General features: G+C 64.2%; 19 protein-coding genes and 1 pseudogene. 10 read left to right on the forward strand and 10 right to left on the reverse strand.

Annotated features, from left to right (window positions below; genetic code table 11):
- Window positions 1–7: 7 nt before the first annotated feature.
- Window positions 8–886 (forward strand): MurR/RpiR family transcriptional regulator, encoded by an 879-nt coding sequence (locus M1D51_RS03870; protein WP_172322386.1) that lies wholly within the window; start codon window positions 8–10, stop codon window positions 884–886.
- 107 nt (window positions 887–993) lie between these two features.
- On the opposite strand, the gene M1D51_RS03875 is transcribed toward M1D51_RS03870, so the two are convergent.
- Window positions 994–3,681 carry an exo-rhamnogalacturonan lyase family protein gene (locus M1D51_RS03875; RefSeq protein WP_458108606.1) on the reverse strand — a complete coding sequence of 896 codons (2,688 nt, stop codon included), beginning with the start codon at window positions 3,679–3,681 and terminating at the stop codon, window positions 994–996.
- Between the two features lie 149 nt (window positions 3,682–3,830).
- Between M1D51_RS03875 and M1D51_RS03880 the strand changes: the two genes are divergently transcribed.
- The 3 genes from M1D51_RS03880 (at window position 3,831) to M1D51_RS03890 (ending at window position 5,360) form a co-directional block, all read left to right on the forward strand.
- A complete protein-coding gene (locus M1D51_RS03880) occupies window positions 3,831–4,193 on the forward strand; it encodes an ArsR/SmtB family transcription factor (protein WP_458108607.1) in 363 nt (120 codons plus the stop codon).
- Complete coding sequence (locus M1D51_RS03885; protein WP_172322389.1) at window positions 4,190–4,678, forward strand: SRPBCC family protein; 489 nt, start codon at window positions 4,190–4,192, stop codon at window positions 4,676–4,678. The genes M1D51_RS03880 and M1D51_RS03885 overlap by 4 nt, the downstream gene beginning before the upstream one ends.
- A gap of 103 nt (window positions 4,679–4,781) precedes the next feature.
- The gene (locus M1D51_RS03890) at window positions 4,782–5,360 is read left to right on the forward strand and encodes an adenylate kinase (protein WP_458108608.1); all 579 of its coding nucleotides are present in this window, start codon (window positions 4,782–4,784) and stop codon (window positions 5,358–5,360) included.
- Here the strand turns inward: M1D51_RS03890 and M1D51_RS03895 are convergent.
- The 3 genes and pseudogenes from M1D51_RS03895 to M1D51_RS03905 form a co-directional block, all read right to left on the reverse strand.
- Window positions 5,357–6,121, reverse strand: a complete 765-nt coding sequence (locus M1D51_RS03895; RefSeq protein ID WP_458108609.1) for a glycosyltransferase — start codon at window positions 6,119–6,121, stop codon at window positions 5,357–5,359. The genes M1D51_RS03890 and M1D51_RS03895 overlap by 4 nt on opposite strands.
- Window positions 6,118–7,476, reverse strand: a pseudogene (locus M1D51_RS03900) (PIG-L family deacetylase). The gene M1D51_RS03895 and the pseudogene M1D51_RS03900 overlap by 4 nt, the downstream one beginning before the upstream one ends.
- Window positions 7,470–8,555 carry an acyl-CoA dehydrogenase family protein gene (locus M1D51_RS03905; protein ID WP_458108610.1) on the reverse strand — a complete coding sequence of 362 codons (1,086 nt, stop codon included), beginning with the start codon at window positions 8,553–8,555 and terminating at the stop codon, window positions 7,470–7,472. Before M1D51_RS03905 ends, M1D51_RS03900 begins: the two are co-directional and overlap by 7 nt.
- A gap of 228 nt (window positions 8,556–8,783) precedes the next feature.
- Here M1D51_RS03905 and M1D51_RS03910 point away from each other — a divergent pair, with 228 nt between their 5' ends.
- Together M1D51_RS03910 and M1D51_RS03915 are read left to right on the forward strand one after the other, a co-directional pair.
- Window positions 8,784–11,078: a SulP family inorganic anion transporter gene (locus M1D51_RS03910; RefSeq protein WP_458108611.1), complete on the forward strand. Its 2,295-nt coding sequence runs from the start codon at window positions 8,784–8,786 to the stop codon at window positions 11,076–11,078.
- 192 nt (window positions 11,079–11,270) lie between these two features.
- Window positions 11,271–11,867, forward strand: coding sequence for a DnaJ family domain-containing protein (locus M1D51_RS03915; protein ID WP_458108612.1), 597 nt, complete (start codon window positions 11,271–11,273; stop codon window positions 11,865–11,867).
- A gap of 80 nt (window positions 11,868–11,947) precedes the next feature.
- Here M1D51_RS03915 and M1D51_RS03920 read toward each other — a convergent pair whose 3' ends face one another.
- Together M1D51_RS03920 and M1D51_RS03925 are read right to left on the reverse strand one after the other, a co-directional pair.
- Window positions 11,948–13,270 carry an ammonium transporter gene (locus M1D51_RS03920; RefSeq protein ID WP_458109539.1) on the reverse strand — a complete coding sequence of 441 codons (1,323 nt, stop codon included), beginning with the start codon at window positions 13,268–13,270 and terminating at the stop codon, window positions 11,948–11,950.
- Window positions 13,271–13,443: 173 nt separating this feature from the next.
- The gene (locus M1D51_RS03925) at window positions 13,444–14,685 is read right to left on the reverse strand and encodes an MFS transporter (RefSeq protein ID WP_458108613.1); all 1,242 of its coding nucleotides are present in this window, start codon (window positions 14,683–14,685) and stop codon (window positions 13,444–13,446) included.
- A gap of 152 nt (window positions 14,686–14,837) precedes the next feature.
- Here M1D51_RS03925 and M1D51_RS03930 point away from each other — a divergent pair, with 152 nt between their 5' ends.
- On the forward strand, window positions 14,838–15,569 hold the full coding sequence (locus tag M1D51_RS03930; RefSeq protein WP_458108614.1) for a glutamine amidotransferase: 732 nt from the start codon (window positions 14,838–14,840) through the stop codon (window positions 15,567–15,569).
- A 227-nt stretch (window positions 15,570–15,796) separates the two neighbouring features.
- On the opposite strand, the gene M1D51_RS03935 is transcribed toward M1D51_RS03930, so the two are convergent.
- The 4 genes from M1D51_RS03935 to M1D51_RS03950 all read right to left on the reverse strand — a co-directional run bounded on the left by M1D51_RS03935 (window position 15,797) and on the right by M1D51_RS03950 (window position 19,884).
- Entirely contained in the window at window positions 15,797–17,425 is a 1,629-nt protein-coding gene (locus tag M1D51_RS03935) for an FAD-dependent oxidoreductase (protein ID WP_458108615.1), read from the reverse strand.
- The gene (locus M1D51_RS03940) at window positions 17,422–18,543 is read right to left on the reverse strand and encodes an alcohol dehydrogenase catalytic domain-containing protein (protein WP_458108616.1); all 1,122 of its coding nucleotides are present in this window, start codon (window positions 18,541–18,543) and stop codon (window positions 17,422–17,424) included. Before M1D51_RS03940 ends, M1D51_RS03935 begins: the two co-directional genes overlap by 4 nt.
- A 9-nt stretch (window positions 18,544–18,552) precedes the next feature.
- Entirely contained in the window at window positions 18,553–18,876 is a 324-nt protein-coding gene (locus tag M1D51_RS03945) for a YciI family protein (RefSeq protein ID WP_458108617.1), read from the reverse strand.
- Window positions 18,877–18,987: 111 nt separating this feature from the next.
- Window positions 18,988–19,884, reverse strand: a complete 897-nt coding sequence (locus M1D51_RS03950) for a LysR family transcriptional regulator (RefSeq protein ID WP_458108618.1) — start codon at window positions 19,882–19,884, stop codon at window positions 18,988–18,990.
- Between the two features lie 56 nt (window positions 19,885–19,940).
- Here M1D51_RS03950 and M1D51_RS03955 point away from each other — a divergent pair, with 56 nt between their 5' ends.
- The 3 genes from M1D51_RS03955 to M1D51_RS03965 all read left to right on the forward strand — a co-directional run bounded on the left by M1D51_RS03955 (window position 19,941) and on the right by M1D51_RS03965 (window position 23,684).
- Window positions 19,941–20,780 (forward strand): IclR family transcriptional regulator, encoded by an 840-nt coding sequence (locus M1D51_RS03955; RefSeq protein ID WP_458108619.1) that lies wholly within the window; start codon window positions 19,941–19,943, stop codon window positions 20,778–20,780.
- Window positions 20,781–21,046: 266 nt separating this feature from the next.
- Window positions 21,047–22,414 (forward strand): MFS transporter, encoded by a 1,368-nt coding sequence (locus M1D51_RS03960; RefSeq protein ID WP_172322401.1) that lies wholly within the window; start codon window positions 21,047–21,049, stop codon window positions 22,412–22,414.
- Between the two features lie 115 nt (window positions 22,415–22,529).
- The gene (locus M1D51_RS03965; protein WP_458108620.1) at window positions 22,530–23,684 is read left to right on the forward strand and encodes a Gfo/Idh/MocA family protein; all 1,155 of its coding nucleotides are present in this window, start codon (window positions 22,530–22,532) and stop codon (window positions 23,682–23,684) included.
- The last annotated feature ends 2 nt before the right edge of the window (window positions 23,685–23,686 follow it).

Below are 23,686 nucleotides of genomic sequence, written 5' to 3' on the forward strand. Positions count from 1 at the left end.
TCAATAGGTGGAAGAAGATTTCGACTCGTCAACATTGACCGAGTGGCTGGACAGCCGTGTCCAAGGGCGGAAGCTCGCGGCGCGCCAGATGCAGGTCATCGGCATTCTCAGGTCCCAGCCCCGGCTCGCGTCCTACGGCTCGGTCAGCGACATTGCCGCGGTAGCCGCTTCCAATGCCTCCACGGTCACCAGAACCGCGCAAACACTGGGATTCAAGGGCTGGGCGGACTTTCAGTTCGAGCTCCGGTCCAGGTTTCTGGCATCCCTGAGCGCGGTGGAAGTTGCGGCCGAGCACAACGGCCACGTGAGTAGTCCTGCACAGGCTGCAGTGTCCACGGACAGGGCAAACCTGGCCCATTTTGAGCGCACCCTGGATGCGGACACCCTCCACAACATTGCCAAGGCAATCGCAGGTGCCCGGCAAACCTTCATTGTGGCCGCGGGCAGTTACGCCATTCCCGGCAAAGCGCTGGAGCACAACGCGATCATCGCCGGCTACAACGTCAGGCTCCTGGATGCCGATGTCGCGGCCCTCACCAACGCCATTGCACGGCTCGGTGCAGAGGACCTGGTCATTGCCATCAGCCTCTGGCGGGTCTACGACAGCACCATCCGCGCCGTGGACATCGCCCACAATCTGGGCACGCCCATCGTTTCCATCACCGACAGCGCCGGATCACCCGTGGCAGTCCACGCCGAGCACAGGATTGTGGTGCCCACTGAAGGTGCCGGCTTCTTCCCGTCCCTGACAGGTGCGGTGGCCGCGGTCCAGGCGATCGCCGTCGAGCTTGCGTCCCTGGACCGCGAGCGTTCCAACCAGAACATCGCCGCTTCGGAGCGGACTTGGGACCAGATGCGGATCATGCATCCGCGCTCAAGCTCTTAGGGCTGTCTCTTCCTGACCCTCTTTGGGTTCACCGGGACCTAGAAACAACCCCTTTGGGTTACTTTTCGGCCGCGGCGGCGCCAAAGAAGGTGGGGAAGGTACGGAAATTACGACGCCGGGACCTCCTGGGCGGGCAGCCCACCACCGATCAGGGCCAGGTTTTGGATGACGGCGAGGCCAAACTGTGCGGTGTCATTCGTGGAAACAGTGGGTGCTTCATCGACGGGGTGGAGTACATAGGGTGGCAGGATCTTCTTCAGCGTGAAGGCCTCGCTGTGGTTGAGGTTTTCCCCGCCCTCGGCAAAGCTCTCCCACGCCAGAGCAGCCAGTTCGGGCGATCCCAGCCGGGCTGCGGCATAGGCCGTAAGCCGGCTGTGCGCCTGGGTGAGGTAGATGCCGGCCAGGGGTTGACCTACTTCCGCGATCTGCTCCTCCGGGGTGGCCAGGAACAGCCGGCAGTACTGCATCCAGGCTTCCTCGAAATCCTTGTCCGGCACCAGGCTGATCAGTTCGCTGCAGATTTCCACCAAACCGAACACGGCACTTAGGTGCGAGACGCTGATGGCTTCCCTGCCGGCGTCGAACCTTCCCGCATCCAGGTCGTAGAGCGCTTCGCCTGTCAGGAAGCCGTACTTCAGCGCGCCGATGTCAGCCATGGTCCCCAGGAGTCGATCCCGTGAGCGCGGGTTGCCGGTACGCTCCCAATCGGTGAGCCAGGTGGCGGCCAGGGAGCTCCAATCCGTACCCAGCCCCACGCCCAAGGCGCCACGGTCCGGTCGGTAGGTATCGGCGTCGGGCCTGACTTTGCGGACGGGATCCAGGCCGAGGAAGTTCTGGTCGCTGTCCACCAGTTCGGTGAGGAGATCGCCGGTGCGTTCATCGGCGGTCAGGTAGTAGTAGAAGCGCCGGTATGCCGGGGTGCTGATGCGCAGTTGCTTGGCACTGCAACCCCAGTGCTGGACGTTGTGCCGTGAACCCAGCCCGCGCCATGGCCCTAGGTGGTAGACGTCCACCTCGCCCGTGTGGCGGGTCATGGCCTCGGCATAGCGGAAGACGTCCGCCCGGCCCGTCCGAAGGTACATGTACCAGAGCCAGAGATCGGGGGAGAGCTCGGAGTTGTCCCAGGCATAACCGCCTACGTCGTAGCGCCACACGTGCCTGTCCGTGTCGTAGGTGTGCATGACATCGCCGTAGTTCCAGAATCCGTACCAGCGGCGCTGCTCGGTCTGGCCCTGGTAGAAGTCGAACAGGAAGTCCAGCTTGTCTTCCAGCTCTGCCCTGGCGGGGGTGCTGCGGTCCACCGGAGCCCAATCGCCGAAGACGCCTGCCGCGTGCAGGTACTCAGGGGAGGGCTGCAACAGTGGGGGAGTGGACGCAGCTTTGGCATCCGCGGCAAGGCTTTCGGTGCCGGGGGTGGTGTTGTAGGCGAAGAGCGTCAGCTCATGCGTCCGGGCGATGCCGGTGGGGTTGCCGAAGCCGGGTTCGTAGTCCTCATAGGTGATTTCCAGGCCCTCAAGCTGGTCCTCGAACGTTTCCTGGCCAAGGCCGTCGTGGAAGAAACGGAGGTCCATGGGCTGGGCCTCAGGGGAGTAGAGCCATGCGGTCATCTTTGCTTCCGCGGTGGCTGCCCCGCGGATATCAAGCTGTCCCGGATGCGACTGCCAGAAGTCCCGGATACCAACGCCGAAGCCACCGCGGACATCGCTCAGGGAGCAGAAGCCTGCCGCCCTGGTGCCGCCCGAAATCCCCACCCAGCCGTGGCCGGGAGCGGTCCGTTTGCGCAGCTCAAAGCCGTCGGCGGTCAGTTGTGTCAAGGTGTAATCGTTCCAGCCCGGGATGAGGTGGAGTCGTTCGGAAACCAGCGGGCTCCACTCATTCAGGGGCGGGGTTGCCCGTCCGGCGATCTGTGCAGTGCGTACTTCCTCTCCCGGATCCCGGCGCAGGCCAGTCAATCCGCGCACGGCCTCGACCAGGAATCCGCCATCGGCACCGGCAATCCGGACGTGCCGGTCATGGAGTTCGCTCTCGAGCGGCACGGTGAACTCAACGCCCAGGCCCGCCAGGAAATCCTGCTCAGCGTCGCCGTCCCAGATGAATGAGTGCATCATCCTGACGCTGCGGGCTCCTGCGTAAAAGTAGAAACGGACGGTGAAGGGGAGCCATTCCTTGGCGCCGTCATCGGCGCGGTGCCGGCCCTCCACCTTCACCACCGCGCGGACAGGACCGGCCTGCTCCACGGTGACGCTGGTGGTGTGGCCGGTGAAGCCCGTGCGGGTGGTGGTGCCTGTTTCTTCTGTGGCGCCCGACTGCAGCAGGCTCACCAAGCGACCGGCCTTCGCCACCACGTTGCCATCCCGGCGAAGCTCGGTGAACAGGGTGTCGCCGCTCTTGTGCAGGGCCATGTCCAGTGTGCCCGTGGATACGGTGATGGTCTTGTCACCTTCGATGACCGTCACCTCGTTCGGGCGATCAGACCCCGGGCGCTCAGACCCCGGGCGTTCGACGGCGGCTGCCGGACCGGCGTCGTGCGTTGGGGTCGGGTGGGTAACGCTGTAGGCGTCCGCCGGCTGATTCGTTGCCCCGATGGCGATGCCGGCCCATTTGAGGGTCCCGTCGGGCCAGGTGGCCAGGGGCCAGGTTTGGGCATTGACGGGGCTGCCGCTGGAATCGTGGACCCGGAGGACGCCTGCGTCCTGCACGGTGCCGCGTTGGAACGGCATACCCCACGTCGTGCCGGCGCTGAGTGCGGCGGGCGGTTCGCCATCGATCCACGTAATCGGGGCGTGCTGAGTCATGGTCATTCCACCTAAGAGTCTGGGAAAACGCTTTCTTTGAGACGTTTCAACAACTTACCCGCGGGATGGGTGAAGCCGCAAGGGGTGCCCGGGCGATGGTCCCTTCAAACCCTTGACTCCACTTCCGCGGGGGCGTATCGTACAACCAAATGGTTGTAGATCAGCTCAGTAAAAGCCCCTCCGGAGACGAACTGGATCGCCTGTTCCAAGCCTTGGCCGACGCCACTCGCAGGGACATCGTGGCCCGGGTGACGGCAGGGGAGTACTCGGTCTCCGGATTGGCTGCGCTGTACACCATGAGTTTCGCGGCCGTGCAAAAGCATGTAGCGGTCTTGGAACGGGCCTCCCTGGTGACCAAGGAGAAACGTGGGAGGGAGCAGATTGTGCGGGGAAACCATGATGGACTGCAAAAAGCCCGGCACCTGTTGGACCAATTCGAAATGATCTGGCGGCAGCGGGCCAGCCGGATCGCGGACATACTCGCTGAAGATAATGAAAGGGATCTGCCATGACTGTTGTCAGCGTAAACAAGGATGCTGAGGCCCTGAGCTTCACCATCGTGGCCGAGTTCGAAGCCGACGTGAAGCGCGTCTGGAGGATCTGGGAAGATCCCCGGCAGTTGGAACGCTGGTGGGGACCACCTACCTGGCCGGCCACTTTTGAAACCCACGAGTTCACCGCCGGGGGCAAGGCTGCCTATTACATGACCGGCCCGGACGGAACCAAGGCCCGCGGTTGGTGGAAGTTCACGGCCATCAACGCCCCGGACCACCTGGAATTCGACGACGGTTTTGCCGACGAACAGGGCGAGCCCGTAGATGACCTGGGCATCACCCACGCCACCGTGAAGCTCGAACCCCTGGACAACCGCACGCGCATGACCATCACCTCCCGCTTCGAATCCGAGGAACAGATGCAGAAGATGGCCGAGATGGGCATGGAAGAAGGAATGCGCGAGGCAATCGAGCAGATCGATACCGTGCTTGCCACCAACTAGGCACTGAACCAAAAGCAAAAAGAAGCCGACGACGACGGGTGCCTCCCGTCGTCGTCGGCGTATTGTTTAAGTCCCCGGCCGCCTTTCGAAACGGACCAGTGACATGGCGCGATTGATCATCATGGGACCTCCAGGCGTCGGCAAAGGCACGCAGGCCGAGTACCTCGCACGGCATTTCTCGATCCCCGCTATTTCCACAGGTGACCTGTTCCGCGGGCACGTCCGGGACAAAACCGAGCTCGGAGCCGAAGCGAGCGGGTACATGGACCACGGCGAATTTGTGCCGGACCATGTCACCACGGACATGCTGCGCCAAAGGCTTGAGGACAATGACGCGGACGCCGGTTTCCTCCTGGACGGTTATCCGCGGACGGTGATCCAGATTGGTGCCCTGGATGAGATGCTGGCCGCCAAGGGCCGGGCGCTTGGAGCGGTTCTGGCCCTGACCGCCCCCGACGGGGAGTTGGTGGCGCGCATGCTTCGTCGAGCCAAGGAACAGGGCCGGGCGGATGACACGGAATCGGTCATCCAGCGGCGTTTGGAATTGTATCGGGACGAAACCCAGCCAGTACTGACCGCCTATTCGCACCGCGGAATCCTGCTGACCATTGACGGATCGGGTGATCGGGAGTCGATCACGGCAGCCGCGATTGCTGCGGTGGAAGGGGCGCTGGCAGCTTAGCCGGTTGCGGCAGGAGCTCCAGCGCTCAATGAACGGAGGTAGGCTGCGAAACCTTGCGGCGCCCGGGCGTGGGTCCTGCCCGAGGTCACCACGCGGATGCTGTCCGTTGATGTCACCGTAAAACCCTGCCGGCGAAGACGCTCCACCAGGCCGCGATCCTCATGGGAGCGCATCAAAGGAAATCCGCCCGCCGCGAGGTAGGCCGAAGCCCGGATGCCCAGATTGGCTCCGTAAATATGGGAGTGGTCCTCGCGGAACGGGTGCAGCTCCAACCAGCGTCCCAGCACTGCGGGGTCCACATCGGCAGGGTCCGGTTCCACCGAGCCCAGGACGGCGTCGGCGCCTTTGTTGGCAAGATCGAGCTGCCGCACCAGCCAATGCCGGGGGACTGTGGAATCGGCATCGGTGTTGGCGAGCCAAACGGTTTCTGGCCCTGCGCTGGTTTCAGCCCCGGGGTGTTGGAGGCCGTCCATGGCAGTCCGCACGCCATAATCACGGCTGGCCCCTGCGCTGCGCAGCTTCACGGTGACATTGCGGAAGCGGGGATCGCCCGCCCTGAAGGCAGTGCAGATCTCCTTGGAGCGGTCCGTGCAGCTATCAAGGACCACAGTGACGGAGGCGCCCACCTTGGGGTATTCCAGTTCAAGAGCGTCCAGGGCGGCACGAAGCCCGGTCAGCGCCCGGCCAAGGCGTTGTTCCTCGTTGTGGGCGGGCATCACAATGGCCACGTTTCTGATGCCTGCCAGTTGTGTTTCGGTCATGCCGAACTGTCCGGGGCCACCAAGACCTCCAGCATGAAGTCCTTCTCCTGGTAGAGCCCGTGCGTGGGCCAGCCGAGGTACTTGCGGGCCATTGAGTGGACCGACTCCGCGTCGAGCTGCCAGCCGGAAATAGGGTGCCGCCAATGACATAGGAGCAGCGTTCCGCCGGGCAGAGTGGAGTCTTGGATCCGTGCCAGAAGTTCCATCAACTCCTCCGGAGACAGGTAGTAGCCGGTCTCGGACAACACCACCAGGTCAAACATGCCCTCGGGCCATTGTTGGGGCACGGTGAGGTGCTTTACCTCTGCCGACGGAATACCGACCAGCCTTTCAGCTGCCTGGGCCAGGGCCGCGGAGCTGGCATCCACTCCCAGGAAGTCCCGGCAACGCTTGGCAAGCTCATCACTGAGGGTGCCAATGGAGCAGCCGAGTTCCAGCCCGGACTCGTAGCTTTCTTTTGGCAGGGCTGCCATGGTGAGGGCCCGCTTGCGGCGTTCATACCAGCTGGTGGTGTAGTTCCACGGGTCCGTTTCCCGGGTGTGGACCTCATCAAAGATCCGTTCAGCGTCCGCGGCACTGTTGTTCCCCGCCGTTGACGGATGCCAGGCGAACGTTTCCCACGGCCTGGTGAAGTGCTCCAGGAACGTTTCGGATAGGAGAGTCTCGTCGCCCGGCTGAGCTGAGAGAGGTTCGATCTGCGAGGCATGGGCGCGCATCGCGTTCGCTTTGGCGTGTTGTTCTTCCGGGCTCAGGGGCACACGAACCTAATGGCTCCAGGTGGTGTCCTCGGTTCCTGCCCACAACCAGTACCAAATGGGGTACTCCAAGAGTCCGTAGCTGCCCTGCCTTGCTACGTCGGCGGCAACGGTGCCCAGGGTGTCGTGGTCCGTGTGGCCGTCGGCCCGGTAAGGAGCCACGATCACGACGTTCTGGGGAGGATGCCCGGCGGTGCTCTCCTCAACCGCGGCGGTGATCCGATCAGCAGAGGCAGCCAGTTTTCCGTCAGGGAGTTCCAGATACCGCCACGTCGCCCCCGGTACCAGCCCGGACATCGCCGTGCCGAACTCAGCGAGCCTCACAGCGGCAAGCTGTTCCGGCGTCGTGGTTGGCGAATCCGGGTGTGAGGCCTCGCCTGCGGTGCACAGGATGATTTCTACTGCCGCCCCGGCGGCCTGCAGCTTAGCCAAAAGTCCACCGGCGCCGAGCGATTCGTCGTCCGGATGCGCAGCCAGCACCACGAACTTCGTGGCTGCCAGCTCGGCTGTGTCCAGTGGCAATTCGGGAAGCGCGGCCACGCCCGCAGCTGCCCAGTCCTGTTCGGGTGTGCCCACATCAGCGTGCGTGAAAGCTACCATCCGCAGTCCCCTTTCAACGTCAGTGCGCCCAGCTGGGCATCGTCCCGCATGGCATGGTGCTGCCTGATGTACAGCGACAGGTCCGCCATACGTTTGCCGTACGCCTCGTTGAACGCCAGCGGCGCCGGGCCGAGGTTCTGCGTCACTATCGTTTGGACACGCTCGACGGCGGCCGCAACAGTCCCGCGGACCCGCAGGGCTTCGCTCCAGGCGCTGGGGGTGTTCGTGCTGGTGCCGCCGTCCGGGTCCTCCGGCTCGTCTGTGTCTATCCGCTCGGCGGCTTGGGCGAGGTAGCCGGTGGCGGACGTGAGGATCCGATCCACCTCACCCAGGGAGGCGAGGGCCACCTGGTCCGGTTCCCTGCCGTTGTCCGCGCCCCTGAGCAGTGAGGTCCTGAAGTCCCGCGCCACGGCCACCGCTCCGCCGAGCCAGCACGCAGCAACTCCCATGCCGCCCCAGGCGAAACCGGGACGGCTGAAGTACCAGCCCTCATCGCCCACCGGGGTGGCGGGGACTTGGCTGAAGTGAACGGTGCCGCTGGGGATTTCCTGCAGCCCGCGGCTGGTCCACTGCGGTGTTTCGCAGGACACCCCGGGGTGGTTCAAGTCCACGGCAAAGGCGGCCCGGCTGTTGTCCTCGGTGTGGGCGGTGATCACTGCGCCGTCCAGTTGGGCCGCGAGGGAGCACCAGGGTTTGGACCCGTTGAGGACGTAGTTGCCGGCGTCGTCGCGCTTTGCCTCGAGCTTCAAACCTGGGCCTTCGGCGGCGAAGACTCCCCAAGCGCCCTCGGGTGTGGCGGGGCTGTCAGCCTGTTCCAGTATGGCAAGGGCATCCAGGTGTGGTTCAAGCACCCTCCCGGCGGCGACATCAGCTGCGGTCACTGACGCGAGCAACTCCCAGAGCTTGGCGGTGCTGCCCTCGCCGGGCTTGGGTGCCGTATGACCGATCTCCTTGGCCAATGCCAACAACGCTGGAACGTCGCCCACCGCGCCCTGCACCCGTTCCAGCATGGGTTCCAGCGCTTGCAATTGGACGGGCTCGGAACTGATGCGTACAGGCTTGGCTTCGGGTTGACTCATGAAGCCAAGCCTAAACTAAGGCGCCTTAGGTTATGGGCGCGGAGCGTTGGAGAACGACGGCGGGAGGTTCCGCCCCCAACGCGCTCCACCCCTGCAAAAGTTCCCATGGGTCCCAACATGAAGCGCATCTTCACAACTTCTGTCACGCTTGTCACATCTTGTTGTCATTAACAGTGACAAGTTTCGTAGCTTGGAAGGGTCTTCATTTCCCAAGCCCAAGGACCACCCATGCCGCAACCTAACGATTCCGCTTCCGTTCCCACCGACTCACACAGCCCGCCGGGCAACAACCCGGGCGACGGAACACACAAGCCAAGCTTCCTCAGCAACCTCGGTGCCGACCTTCCGGCATCCCTCGTAGTCTTCCTCGTGGCACTCCCGCTGTCGCTGGGCATCGCCGCCGCATCCGGAGCCCCTGTCATGGCCGGGCTCATCGCCGCCGCCGTCGGTGGCATCGTGGCCGGCAGCCTGGGCGGCTCCCCACTGCAGGTGAGCGGCCCCGCCGCGGGCCTGACCGTCGTCGTCGCCGGTCTTGTGGACGAGTTCGGCTGGGCGGTGACCTGCGCCATCACGGTCGGTGCCGGCGTCGTGCAGTTACTCATGGGTGTCAGCCGTATTGGCCGGGCCGCGCTGGCAGTGTCGCCCGTGGTGGTCAAGGCGATGCTTGCGGGTATCGGCATCACCATCATCCTGCAGCAAGCCCACGTGCTGCTTGGCGGACGGGCTGCAGGATCCGCCTTGGAGAACCTGGCCGGACTGCCAGCGGCCATCACCAACGTGGAACTTCACTCGGCGTTGCTGGGGCTTGCCGTTGTTGCCATCCTGATGGCGTGGAAGTTCCTTCCGGCGGCAGTGCGAAAAGTACCCGGGCCGCTGGCCGCCGTCGTCGCCGTCACGGCCCTGTCCGTTACCGTGGCCCCAAATGTTGAACGGATCAGTTTCAGCGGCTCCATCTTCGATGCCATCGCGCTTCCAAGCCTTCCGGACGGCAACTGGCGGGCGGCGTCCATGGCCGTCATTACGGTGGCCCTGATTGCGAGCATCGAATCGCTCCTGTCAGCTGTCGCCGTCGACAAAATGCACGGCGGTTCCCGCACCAACCTCAACCGCGAGCTCGTGGGCCAAGGCTCCGCCAACGTTGTCTCGGGCATGCTCGGTGGCCTCCCGGTGACCGGCGTGATTGTCCGTAGCGCCACCAATGTTGAAGCCGGCGCCAAGAGCCGCTCATCCGCCATCCTGCACGGTGTCTGGGTCCTGGTGTTCTCTGCCCTGTTCGCCGGGCTCATCCAGCTCATACCGCTGTCCGTACTGGCCGGCCTGCTGCTGGTCATCGGCGCGAAGCTCGTCAAGGTAGCCGACATCCGCACGAGCCTGCGCACGGGTGAGCTCCTGGTGTACAGCGTCACCCTGGTTTGCGTGGTGGTCCTGAACCTGCTCGAAGGCGTCATGATCGGCCTGGCGCTCGCCGCTTTGTGCGTGCTGTGGCGGGTTCTCCGGGCCCAGATCCACGCGCACGCACCCGCAGGTTCCGGCCTGCCGTGGCGCGTGACCATCGCCGGATCGTGCAGCTTCTTCGCGCTGCCCCGGCTCAACCGCGTCCTGCACTCCGTGCCCGAAGGCCAGGACGCCGTGGTGGAACTGAACGCCGACTACCTTGACCACGCCTTCCGCGAAGCGTTAGTGGCCTGGCAGAAGCAGCACCGCAACACCGGCGCCTCCGTGGTTCTTGAAGAGCACGGAACCACTGCTTTCACCGATGCCGAGGACAACACTCCCCAGCGGCAGGACCTGCGGGAATTCCCCTTGCCGCCGCGCACGTCCTGGTTGCCTTCCGCTGACAAAACAACAGCAGACGACGGCGGGCAGCCGCCACTGCGGTCCATCCTCCTGGGCATCGACAAATACCATCGCCGGCACGCAGACAAGGTCCGTCCACTGGTCCAGGACCTGACGGAAAGCCAGAATCCGGACACCTTGTTCGTGGCGTGCGTCGACTCCCGGGTCAACCCGAACCTGATCACCAGCAGCGGGCCGGGTGACCTCCTCACGCTCCGCAACATCGGCAACGTGGTGTGCAGCGATGGCCGGGACGCCTCCATCGATTCCGCATTGTCCTTTGCGGTCAAGGCGCTGTCCGTGGATTCGATTGTCATTTGCGGGCATTCCAACTGCGGTGCCATGAAAGCCGTCATTGCTGATACTGAGGGTTCTGCGCCTGCCCTGGGGGCCGGGTTCGATTCATGGCTGGAGCACGCACGGCCCAGCTACTCGGCCTTGCTCGCCGGCCATCCCGTTGCCCGGGCAGCCGATGCCGAGGGGTACAGCCGGCTGGACCAACTGAGCATGGTGAACATTGCCCTGCAGCTCCGGAAGCTGGAGGACCACCCCGTCACCGGTCCGGCGTTGGTGTCGGGGCAGGTTCAGGCAACCGGCTTGTTCTACGACATCTGCACGGCACGGGTGGTGCTGGTGACTGCTGAGGGTATTGAACAGCTGGATCCGGGCATGGCTGTCCGCGCCTGACTCCGGCTGCCCCTCCACCACCCACATTGGGCTCTGGACGGCCCTCGACACGCCCCATTTCCGGCGTGGCGGGGGCCGTGGCGGTTTCAAAGTGGGTGGTGGGGGTACCTCCTTAAACCAAGTCGACGTGCGGAATACTGGAACGAGGATGTCCGGCAGGCGAGGGCTGCCGTGTAAGGAGGTGGCGGGAACGTGAACGCCGAGAACAATGCCTTCAGGCGGAAGCTTGAACGGGGAGCGGAACTGCGCGCCGTGCGGTCCTGGGGCGGCAATGCCGAGGAAGACGCAGAGCTCGAGGCCGCCGATGCCGAAGAACGCGAGAAGCGCCGGAAAGTAGACGACGCCGCACGGGTTGAGTACCTCATCCGCGACGCCATGAATCAGGGGAAGTTCGACAACCTCAAGTACGCTGGCAAACCAATCCCCGGACTAGGGGAGCATTACGACCCCGACTGGTGGGTCAAAGGGCTCATCCAACGTGAACGGCTAAGCGGCATTGGCCCGCCCGCTATTTTGTTGCGGATCGAGGACTCGGAACTCGATGCCAAGCTGGACCAGCAGTACACGGACAAGCAGGTCCGGGACCTTCTGGAGGACTTCAATAAGCGGGTGGTCGAAGCCCGGCGGCAACTTCAAGGTGGCCCTCCCGTAATCACCAAGCTCCGCGACGTGGACGCCGAGGTTCAAAAATGGCGGGAGCGCAGGGCCGCTGCAGCTCCGCCGGAGCCTGAGCCCGAACCCCGGCGCAAACGGACCTGGTGGCAGCGGATCTGGAACGGGTCCGGCTAGCCTAACCGGGGCGCGCACAAAACAGCAGCCGACGGCGGGACTCACGTTCCGCCGTCGGCTGCTGTTTGTTGAGGGTGCCGTTAGGCGAAGCTGTCTTCCTTGGCCTCGGAAGCCGGAGCGGGCTTCCGTCCAATGAGGGCTGAAAGGTGGGCCTGTTGCTGGCGGAAGTGGCCGTGGGCGGTGAGGCCAAACTCGTAAGCGGACTCTGCGTGCTGGGTGAGGTCCACACCGGTGACTTCGTGCTCCAAGGGAACCCGGAATCCAATGGTCTTGTGAATGATCCGGCCGATCACCAGTGTGCCCAGACCGGACAAAGCGATGGTGATCAGCACGGCAACTGTCTGGGCAATGAGCTGCTGCGGCCCGCCACCGTAAAGGAGGCCACCGGCAGTGCCCTCGGTGGGGAAGGCGACGAAGCCCAGGGAGAGCGTGCCGATCACGCCGGCGCCGAAGTGGACGCCCACAACGTCCAGGGAATCGTCGAAGCCGAACTTGTACTTCAGGTCCACGAACACCGCGCAGGCGGCGCCGGCAACAAGGCCCAGTCCCAGTGCGGCGAGCGGGCTGATGTTGGCGCAGGAAGGCGTGATGGCCACCAGGCCGGACACGACGCCGGACGCGGCACCCAGCGATGTCGGGTGCCCGTGACGGATTTTCTCCACGACGAGCCAGCTAAGCATTGCCGCAGCCGGGGTAACCAGTGTGTTGATCCAGATGAGGCCGGCCTGCTCCGCCGTGGTGGCGGCGCCGCCGTTGAACCCGAACCAGCCGAACCAGAGGATGGCCGCGCCGATCATGATGAAAGGCACGTTGTGCGGGCGGTGGTTGGGGTCCTTGGCGAATCCGTGACGCTTTCCCACGATCAATGCGAGGACAAAAGCGGCGGTTCCGGAACTGACCTCAACCACTGCGCCACCGGCGAAGTCGATGACCTGGCCGAAGACCTGGGTCACGGCACCTCCGGCGCTCATGAGGCCACCGCCCCAGATCATGTAGGCCAGCGGGCAGTAAACCACGGTGATCCAGATCGGCACGAACACTGCCCAGGCGCCGAACTTGGCGCGGTCGGCGATCGCACCGCTGATGAGGGCCACGGTGATGATGGCGAAAGTGGCTGCGAAGCCTGCCTTGATGAGGTCCGGGGATCCGATCAGGTCCTGCAGGCCGAAGTGTGCAAAGGGGTTGCCGAACAGGCCGAGGAAGCCGTCGCCGGTGGTCATCGAGTAGCCCCACAGGACCCACACCACGCCCACGATGCCAGCCGAGATGAAGCTCATCATGATCATGTTCAGCGCAGCCTTGGCGCGGGTCATGCCACCGTAAAACAGGCCGAGGCCGGGGGTCATGAACAGCACCATTGCCGCCGACAACATCATCCAGACGTGTTGCGCAGAGATCTCCACCTGCGTTCCCTTCTCATTGAGCCTGTCCCAAACGGGGCCGTTGTCCCGGCCCACGCCAACCCCCCGATCAATATTCGGTGAGCTATGTTTCCGACTCAGAAGAGCTAAGTTGCAGGTAAGTTACAGAAATCCCTGGTTCATGAAGATCACGTCACTGCCATGTTTCGGCAATGTTAACGGCGCTTCTCCCGACCCCCGGCAGGGTAGCCGCCGCGACGACTCGCGATGATGATCACCAGGGCAATCGCCGTGGGAATCGCCGCCGCCAACGGCACCAGTTGCGCACCCACAGTGGTGAGGGCGAAAGCTCCGTACACGGCACCCACGGCAATACCCAGTTGGATGGTCACCACGGTGAGGCCGTTGGCAGCATCCTTGTGTTCACCGCCCGCACGGAGAATCGCCGCCTGGTTGTAGATACCTACTGCACCAAAGGCGATGCCCCACAGCGTCATCAGCCCGAAAGCCCCCACCCAGGTGCCGCCCACTGCGGGCAGGAGGGCGAACGCAAGAGTCAAGAGTCCGACGGCGGCAATCACCGAAGTGCGCGGGTGCGAGTCCGCGGTCATGCCGGCAATCCAGATACCCACCAGGCTGGCAATGCCAACCACGGATAGGGACAGGCTTGTGGCGGATTCCGGCAGCCCTGAGGCCAGAAGGAACGGGGCAACGTAGGTGAAGAGGGTGAAATGTGCCAGCAGCAGGAGCGGCCAGGCGATGGCAATGGCGATCACGCCGGGGAGTTTCATGGCTGCCCGGAGGGATGGGGTCTTCTGGCTGGCTTGGTCATGGGCGCCAGGGAGAAGCCAGAAAGCCAAAACTGCCAGCAGCACACCCACCCCGGCCAGGACCAGGAAGGAGGCCCGCCACGTCATCAGGGAACCCATCAATGTTCCGATCGGAGCGCCGACGGCCAAGGCGATGCTGTTGCCGCTGAACACCACCGCCATGGCTTTACCCACAGAATGCGCGGGAACGATGCGCGCCACGTACGGTGCCATGCTGGACCACAGCATGCCGTGGGCGATGCCGCCAAGGAGCCTTGCCCCAATGGCCCAGCCCAAGGTCGGGCTCAGTGCCAGGAAGACATTGCTCAGAGCAAAGGCCAGCACCGTGGCAATGAGCAGGGTCTTCCGCGGCAACCTGCCCGCCAGGAAACGGGACAACGGAAGTGCCGTGAAGACGATGATGGCCGCGTAGACCGCAGTCAGGGAACCCACTGCCGACTCGTCCACTCCGAGGTCACGGCTGATTTGGGGGAGCAGTCCGGATGGCAGGAGCTCGGTGGTCACCGCGGTGAAACCCGCTGCGGCCAGAACCAGAAGGCCGCCCCATGGGATCTTCTTCGGTTGCTGCGTTTCAGCACGCGACGCCTCGGGTGATGGCGTTCCGACGACCACAGGGTCCTGCTTCAAAGAGTGCTCCTCTTGGGATGAGTCATGGGGTTTCATAGGGGGTTCCGTACAACGTTATGCATCCACGGCGATGCGAGGGAGTCTCTGTCAGAAACCCCCTCCTGCTGGCAACACACTTTGTCCCTCAGCCATTCCTCACGCAGACTGGCCCTGTGAAGCCCTTCCTTTTGCTGGCCACCCGCGCCGAAGACGCCGCTGCCGACGACGAGTACCAGGCCTACCTCCGGTACTGCGGTTTGAAACCGGAAGAGCTTGTCCGCTTGCGGCTGGAATCCGAGCCGTTGCCGCCCCTTGAACTCTCCGATTACTCCGGCGTGATCGTGGGCGGGAGTCCCTACACCTCCAGCGATCCTGTGGAGGAAAAGAGTGCAGCGCAGATCCGGGTCGAGGCGGAACTCTCATCGCTGTTGGACCGCATCGTGGCCGAGGACTTCCCGTTCCTGGGCGCTTGCTACGGCGTTGGTACATTGGGCGTTCATCAAGGAGCCACCATTGACCGCCGCTTTGGCGAACCGGTAGGGCCAAGAGAGATCCAACTGACGGCTGACGGGGAGCGCGATCCCATGCTCCGCGGTGTCCCTAATACCTTCGAGGCGTTCGTCGGGCATAAGGAAGCGTGCAGCAAACTGCCCGGACATGCGGTCCTGTTGGCCAGTTCGGCGGCGTGCCCGGTGCACATGTTCCGCATCAAGAACAACCTCTACGCCACGCAGTTCCACCCCGAACTGGATGCCGACGGCCTCATCACGCGTATCAACATCTACAAGAACGCCGGATACTTCCCGCCCCACGAGGCCGAGGAACTCATCGCCGCAGCCCTTGAATCATCCGTGACGGAGCCCATGCGGGTGCTCAGGAACTTCACCGAGCTCTACGCCCGCTAGTCCCATCTAGTGAGGGCTGCGTTGTGGGGCCTTTTGTGCGCTCTATTTTGGGCGCGTGCCGCGCAGAGCGGGCCCCGCAACGTGGGGGTGTGTGGGTGGGTGTGTGTTGTGGGGCCTGGTGTGCGTCCTATTTTGGGCGCGTGGGGTGTAGAGCGGGCCTCGCAACGCAAACAAGAACGCCCGACGGCGGTAGTCGCCGTCGAGCGTTTGTGTCCCCCAGGATTCGGCTACGTCAGCCGGCCCGCGAGATCTTCCCCCACGGCGAAGGCGCGGGTGATCGCAGAGCCAAGGGTGGCGCCGCCGCCGGGGTAGTTGTTGCGGAAGACACCTGCCGAGACATTGCCCGCAGCGTAGAGACCCGGAATGGCCTGTTGCCGGTTATCCAGCACCCGGCCGCTGAAGTCCGTTGCCAGCCCGCCCGATGTCCCCAGCACACCGGCCCGGATGGGAACGGCGTAGAAGGGGGCAGCCAGCAAGGGGGCCAGGCAGGGATTGGGAGTGTTTCCGGCGTCGCCCAGGAACCGATCCTGCGGTGTGGACCCGCGTCCGAATTCCGTGTCCACACCCAGTGCTGCGTCGGCGTTGAACCGGGCAACGGTGGCCTTAAGACCAACCGGATCGATGCCCAGTTCCTGTGCCAGGAGTTCCAAGGTTGGCGCGGACACCATCCACTCTGCGGGTTCGCCGGGCACTGAGCCTGCCACGGGATACTTCGACAGGTAGTCCGCATCGAACACCAGCCACGCGGGGTTGTTCTGCTGCCGGCCGGTGTGCGGGTTGATGGATGCGAAAACCCGGCTGGCGTCGTGATAGTTCAGGGCCTCATTGACGAAACGTTTGCCGCAGCTGTTCACGGTGATGGATCCCGGCAGCGTCATCTCCACGTTTCCCATGCGCCCGGACTGCTGACCGTCATACTGATGGGCCGACGTCGAAATGACCGGAACACCCCACACAGCTGACATGTCCTCCACAGCCGCACCGGCCTTGAGGCCCAGTTCCAAGCCGTCGCCCTCATTGGACGGGGCACTGATGGGCGTCACCGGATACGGCAGAAAGGCCCTGCGCAGCCGCGGATTCCACTCGAAGCCACCGGAGGCAAGCACGACGGCGGTCGCTGACACCGGCGCGTCGGCGGAAACCCCGCCGAGTCGCACGCTCCACCCTGCGCCGGATGCTGACAAGTCCTCCACAGGGCTGGACACCACGATGTGCACGCCGCGATCCACGGCGCTCGCCACCAGGCTCCCCACCAGGGCCCCGCCCATGGTCCGGATCCCCGCAGAGGCCCGGTGTTCCAGCAGCAACGGATCAGCTGAGCGGCCGTTGAGCTGATCCCGCTCGGTCATGGTGAGCAGCGGAAAGTACGACGACGGCCGGATCAGCTCCGAAAGTCCCGGGTAGTCCCGGGGATCAAAGGCGTTGTTGTCCAAACCGCGGCCACCGTCCGCGGCCCCTTTCCACTCCATGTGGTAATCCGGGCGGGCAATGGGAACCATGGAAACTTTGGTCTTCAGGTTGAGGAACTCCACTGCCCGCGGCGCAGTGTCCACGTACCACTGAATTTCCCCGGCCGTCATCACGTGGCCGGCCGCCTCTGTCAGGTAAGCGACGCCGTCGGCCTGGCTGTCCTGGTACCCGGCGGCTTTGGCGAGGTGGTTGTTCGGCGCCCACATCACGCCACCACCGGCAGCCGTGGTGCCACCCAAAAGCGGTGCCTTCTCCACCACCAGTACGCTCAGTCCGGCATCGGCTGCACGGACGGCGGCCACCAGTCCGGCGGCACCACTGCCCATGACCACGACGTCGTAGCTCGCGTTGAGCTGGTGGGGTGCGGTGATGATTGAGGTGCTCATGCGGTGCCTCCCGCCGGCATCTGGATCAGGATCTTGCCGATCTTTTCGGTCCGGCCCTGCATCAGCCGATACGCCTTCTCAAGGTCGGAGAAAGCGAAACGGTGGGTCATGAGCGCGCGGGCCTGACCGGGGTGCCGGGCCAGCAGGGCGAGCCCGTCCGGGATGAGGTTCAGGCTCATCCGGCTGCCCATGAGATCCAGTTCCTTGTAGGGGATGTCCTTCATGGAGACGGTGGCCTGCCGTGGCGAGATGCCCACTTGGACAATTCTCCCGGCGCTGGCAACCAGCCTGATGGCGTTCTCCAAGGAGGAGGGAACGCCGGTGGCTTCGATGACCAGTTGCGGTCCGTACCCGTCGGTCAATGACGCCAACCTCGGCGCCTGGTGTTCATCCGGGAATGCCAGTCCCGGTGTCACAAGCAGAGTGTCCGCCGCACCGAATTCCACCGCCAGGTCCAGTCGGTGCTGCTCAGTGTCAGCGCAGACAACCTTGACTCCAAGCTCCGTCAGATACAAGGTGGCCAGCAGCCCGATAGGTCCGCTTCCCAGTACCAGTGCGGTCTCACCGGCTTCGGGACGCCCGCGGTTGACGGCCTGCATGGCGATGGACGCGGGCTCGCCCATCGCGGCGATGTCCAGGGGGAGGTGGTCCGGGACGGGGCACAGCTTTTCCACCGGCACACTGATCAGTTCGGTGAGTGCTCCGTCCGAATAGCAGCCGAGGCAGCCCACGTCCTGGCAGACGTTGTACCGGCCAGTGCGGCACGGGCGGCACTGGCCGCAATAGATGATGGGGTTGACGGCTACGCGGTCGCCGATGCTGAGGTTGTGGTTGCCGGGGTCCCCGAATCCGACGGCGGAACCGCTGGCGGCGCCAGGGTCGGAACCGCCGGCAGTACCCGGACCCGCACCGGGGGCGAGGGCCTCCACTATGCCTGAGAACTCGTGGCCTTGGACCAAGGGAAGCTCGCTGGGGTAGTCGTCCTCCCAGATGTGGAGGTCGGTGCCGCAGAGGGTTACGTTGTGGACCCGGACCAAGGCATGGCCCGGCTCAAGGGTGGGCTCGGGGGAATCCCGAAAGGCAATGGTCTCTTTGGAGACGGTGATCGCGGAAAGCACGGAGGGGCCTCAGTTCTGTTCGGCGGGCTGCGGGGCCTCAGGCCGGGGCGCGTCTGCACCGAAGAAGATGTTCCATTGCCGAATGGTCCGTTCTTCGATTAGCCCGGCTTTCTGGAACGGGTCCTGGTCCATGAGGGCTTCGACGTCGGCTTTGGTCTCGCCCCCGATGATCAGCAGGGCGCCAGGTGATTCCTCGGGGCCGAAAGGTCCGCTCTTGAGGAGGCGGCCGTCGTCGAACTGGGTTTTGAGGAACTCCACGTGGGTGGGGCGGACTGCATCCCGGTCTGCGGACGTCGTGGGGGAGTAGGTGTAGGTAACGGCAAACGTGGCCATGGAGTTGTCCTCTTCATTGAGTGGATGGGGGTTCCCTCAATGCTGGGCAACTCATTAGGTCCTGTCCAATACTTAGTTGGTCTGGAACTATGTGCAGAAAATACATAATGGCTAGTCCGCCGGGGAGGGGAGCACTTCCTCAGCGATGCGGAGTGCCGCGCGGAGAGCCGGCGACAACGCGACCGGGTTCCAGGCGAGCCCGGAGAATAGCAGGACCTCCTCGCCTTCCAGGGGCAGGAAAACGATGCCCGCGGGCATGATGCCCTCAATGGACTCGGGCATCAGGCTGATGCCCACACCGCCGGCAACCAGAGACAGTGCAGTGTAGGGATCCGAGACCTCCTGGCCTATCCTGGGGCGGAACCCGGCGGCCGCACACGCCGCGAAAGTTACCTCACGCAGCGTGGACCCCTGGGCGGCGGGCATGGTGATGAACTGATCACCGGCCAGCTCGGCCATCCCCACGGAGGCCTGCCCTGCAAGCGGGTGGTCAGCCGGCAGCGTGACCCCCAGCCGCTCGGTGGCAATACGGCGGGTGGCCAGGGAAAGGGCATCGATGGGCAGGCCGATGAAGGCCAGGTCCAGGGCGCCATTGCCCAGCTGTTGAAGGGCTTCCTGGGTCAGCAAGCCCCCATGCAGCGTTACCTCGAGTTGGGGGTAGTGCTGGCGCAGGGCCCGCGTCAGCGGGGGAAGCGTGGCGTGGTTCAACGCGCCGGAGAAGCCGATGGCGAGTTTTCCATAGATGGTCCCGGTTCCGGCACTGACGGCCCTGCGTGCCAGATCCACTTCCTCAAGGATCCTGCGGGCGTGCGGCAACAGTGAGTGACCGGCCGTGGTCAGGGTGACGGACCGGGTGTTGCGTTCAAAGAGCGGCTCGCCCAGGCCCTTTTCCAGCTTCTTGATGGTCTGGCTCAACGGTGACTGCGCCATCCGGAGCCGTTCTGCCGCCCTGCCGAAATGCAGTTCCTCGGCTACTGCCAGGAAGGCCTCAATTTGCCGCAGTTCCACGTTGCCTCCCGGATTTTGCGCTTCAGTGCAAGGCTATATTGGGTTTGAGGTCCGCGATGCAGCCGACCGGAGAGCACTACGGAGGCATCATGGCCAACTCGGCGTCGGGGGAGTCCGTGATCGAACGCGTCGTGAAGATCATGGACGCATTTTCCAAAGGCCGGCCATGGCTTCCCTTGAAGGACCTGGTCCGGATTACCGGGATGTCCCGCAGCACCGTGCACCGGCTGGCCATGGATTTGGCGGCCAAGGGGCTCCTGGAACGCAACGCGGCCGGAGAGTTCGGCGTCGGAATGAAAATGTGGGAGCTGGCCTCCCGCAGTAACCCCCTGGAAGAATTCCGGCGCCGTGGTTTGCCGTTCCTGGAAGGTGTCCACGCCGCTGTCCAGGAACACGTGGCCCTCTCCATTCCGGATGTGGAAAACAACAGTGTGCTCTACCTCGAACGCCTGGACCGGCATGGAACGGTCATGAACCTGGCGCAGGTTGCGGGCCGCCTGGACATCCACACCACGTCATCGGGAATGGCCATGATGGCGCACATGCCGGGCTGGGTGCAGGACCGCTTCCTGGCAGGAAAGCTGGAGAAGACCACGGCTGCCACGGAGATCGACCCGGTAAAGATCAGGAGTCACCTGGCCCTGATCCGTGAGCGCGGCTACGCCCGGTTGGTGGGTGTCCTGATCGAGGAGAACACGGCCTATTCGGTGCCGGTGTTCGGCCAGGGCCAAACCGTCATAGGTGCCATCTCCGCCGTCGTGCCTTCCGTTGACGAGGATGCCGGGCTGCTCCTTCCGGTCCTGGTGGCCGCAGGCCGCGGTTTGTCCCGGACCATGGGTGCCGAGCGCCGGCCGTATGGTTCCCGTCCGTGGCTAGCCCACCCCGGAACTGACTAGCCCGCGCCCGGAACTGACTAACCCCCCGCGCGGGACTTGTCCCGTTCAACGGGAAGTTGCGCCGCGCGGTGTGATCCGGGTCCTACAGTCGATTCCAGAGCAACAATCGCCTGTGATCTGGAGCACAGCTATGGGAGTCGTCATCCACGGTCCCCGGGCGGGCTGCACAACAAAGCAGCAGCCGGCGGTTGGGAACTCATCTAATTCTTTGCCGGGCAAGGCACCATGGCGGTGCCACTTCCCGCGGCACTCAATGAGGAGACAGTATGGGACACGTGCAGCAGCACTCGCCCTCGGACGTCAACCAACCGGCATCGCCGCTTGGAACAGAACCGGTTGAACACGTCAAAACGCCCAAGAAGGCGGCCCTCGCCTCCTTCCTTGGATCCACCCTGGAGTACTACGACTTCTTCATCTACGGCACTGCCGCCGCCCTGATCTTCCCCAAGATCTTCTTCCCCGGCGGTGACCCCGTAGTGGCATTGCTGGGAGCCATGGCGACGTTCGGCGTAGGCTATCTCGCCCGGCCTTTGGGCGGCCTGGTGATGAGCCACTACGGCGACAAGATAGGCCGGAAGCAAGCACTGATGGTCACGCTGGTGATCATGGGCGTGGCCTCCATCGGCATCGGATTCCTGCCCACCTACGGGCAGATCGGCTACTGGGCAACGGCGTTGTTGCTGGTGGGCCGGCTGGCCCAGGGATTCTCTGCCGGCGCTGAAGCCGCCGGTGCCTCCACCCTCACCATGGAGCACTCACCCGAAGGTCGCCGCGCGTTCTTCACCAGCTTCGTGATGACCGGGTACGCCTCCGGAATGGTGCTCTCCACCGTAGTCTTCATCCCCTTGGCAGCCCTGCCCGAAGACCAACTCCTCAGCTGGGGCTGGCGGGTGCCGTTCTGGCTTTCGGTAGTGGTCCTCGCGGTCGCTTACTGGATCAGGACCCGCCTGGACGAGCCGCCGGTGTTCGAGGAAATCGTGGAGCAGGACAAGCCCAAGGCCATTCCCGCCGTCGCAGTTTTCAAGACGCAGTGGCGTGACGTCCTGCGCGTCGGTGTGGTGATGCTGTTCTCCGTCATGCAGACCACCTTCACCGTGTATGCCCTGGCCTACGCCACCGGCCCGGCCGTGGGCATCGACCGCACGCTCATGCTCACCGTGAACGCCGTAACCATCGGCCTGTCCATGGTGACCATCCCCATCTCGGCCATGATCTCGGACCGCATCGGCCGCAAGAAGGTCCTGCTGGTGGGAGCCCTTGGCTGCGCACTGACAACCATCGGCTACTTCTGGGCCATCAGCGAGCAGAACATTGCCCTGATCTTCCTGTTCGGTTTCCTCAACATGACCGTCTTCTACTCCTGCTGGAACGGGGTGTGGACCGTCTTCTTCCCGGAGATGTTCCCCGCAGCCGTCCGCTACTCCGGCATGGCGATCGGCAGCCAGATCGGCCTGATCCTGGCTGGCTTCGCACCGGCCATCGCAACCCTCCTGGCCCAGCCCGGACCGAACGGTTGGTGGCCCGTAGCGGGCTTCACCATCCTCTGCCTGGTGGCTTCGGCCATCGCCATCATGACGGCCCGCGAAACCTACAATGTTCCGCTGGAGGACCTCGGCAAGCCGCGGATCAAGTAAAAACACCTGCCAGAACAGAACGCACGACGCCGGGCGGCACGTCCCAGCCGCCCGGCACCGGCACTACCTCCACACCCAGCAACCGACCCACCTGCCCCGAAAGTTGGATCACCCTATGACTTCGCCAGTACCGGCAGCCCGCCCATTCCGCGTAGGAATTGTGGGTTGCGGCGCCATTTCCCGCAATCACCTGGAAGCGTTAGCTGCCTTGGACAACGTCCTGATGGTGGGCGTCTGCGATGTGGATCCGGAGCGGGCCTCGGCAACAGCCAGGACGTGGGGAGTCCCGCATGCCGTGACCAGCGTGGATGAGCTCCTCAACCTGGATCTGGACATCATTTCCGTCTGCACGCCGCACCCCACCCACGAGGACGTGGTGCTGAGGGCGGCCGCAGCCGGGGTGAATGTTCTCTGCGAGAAACCCATCGCCACCCAACTGGAATCCGCCGAACGCATGGTGGCAGCCTGCAATGAAGCCGGTGTCCAGCTGGGGGTGCTGTTCCAGCGCCGTTTCTGGCCGGCGTCGCAGAAAATCCGGGCAGCAATCGACGACGGCACATTGGGCCGCGCCATCATGGCCCAGTGCTCGGTCATGTTGCACCGCGCCCCGGACTACTACAACCGCGACGCCTGGCGTGGCACGTGGGAAACCGATGGCGGTGGGGTGCTGATGTCCCAGGCAGTCCACCAGATCGACCTCCTCCAGTGGTACCTCGGGGACGTCGCCGAGGTCTACGGGAAGGTCAACACCTACCGCCACGGCGACTATATAGAGGTAGAGGATTCGGCGACGGCGGTCATCACCTTCACCTCAGGGGCCATGGCAACGTTGCAGGCCTCCACCGCGGTGTCGCCCAACCTCGGGATCCAACTCCGCATCACCGGTGAAACAGGGGCCTCGGCGTCCCTGACGGAATTCCCGGAAGGCAGCGATGGCCGCCTGGACTTGTGGGCGGTGGGCGAGCGAATCGTCGTCGAGCCTGTCCATCCGGAAGGCGTGGAACCGAACGTCGATCTGTCCAGCATCAACAGCCAGCTCATCCCGTTCCACAAACTGCAGGTCAAGGACTTCGTCCAGGCGCTGGAGAGCGGCACCGAGCCGGCCATCACCGGCAACGACGCTCTGAAGTCGCTGCGGATCCTGCTCGCAATCTATGAGTCCTCACGCACTGGCCAACCCGTCCGGTTCGCGGCAGTGCAGCCCGCCCACGCGGCAATTCCCTCCGCCGGCTCGGGCACCGACCACCTCCGAGAGAAAGTGGCGAACTGACT

The sequence above is a fragment of the Arthrobacter sp. R3-55 genome, from assembly GCF_054161505.1.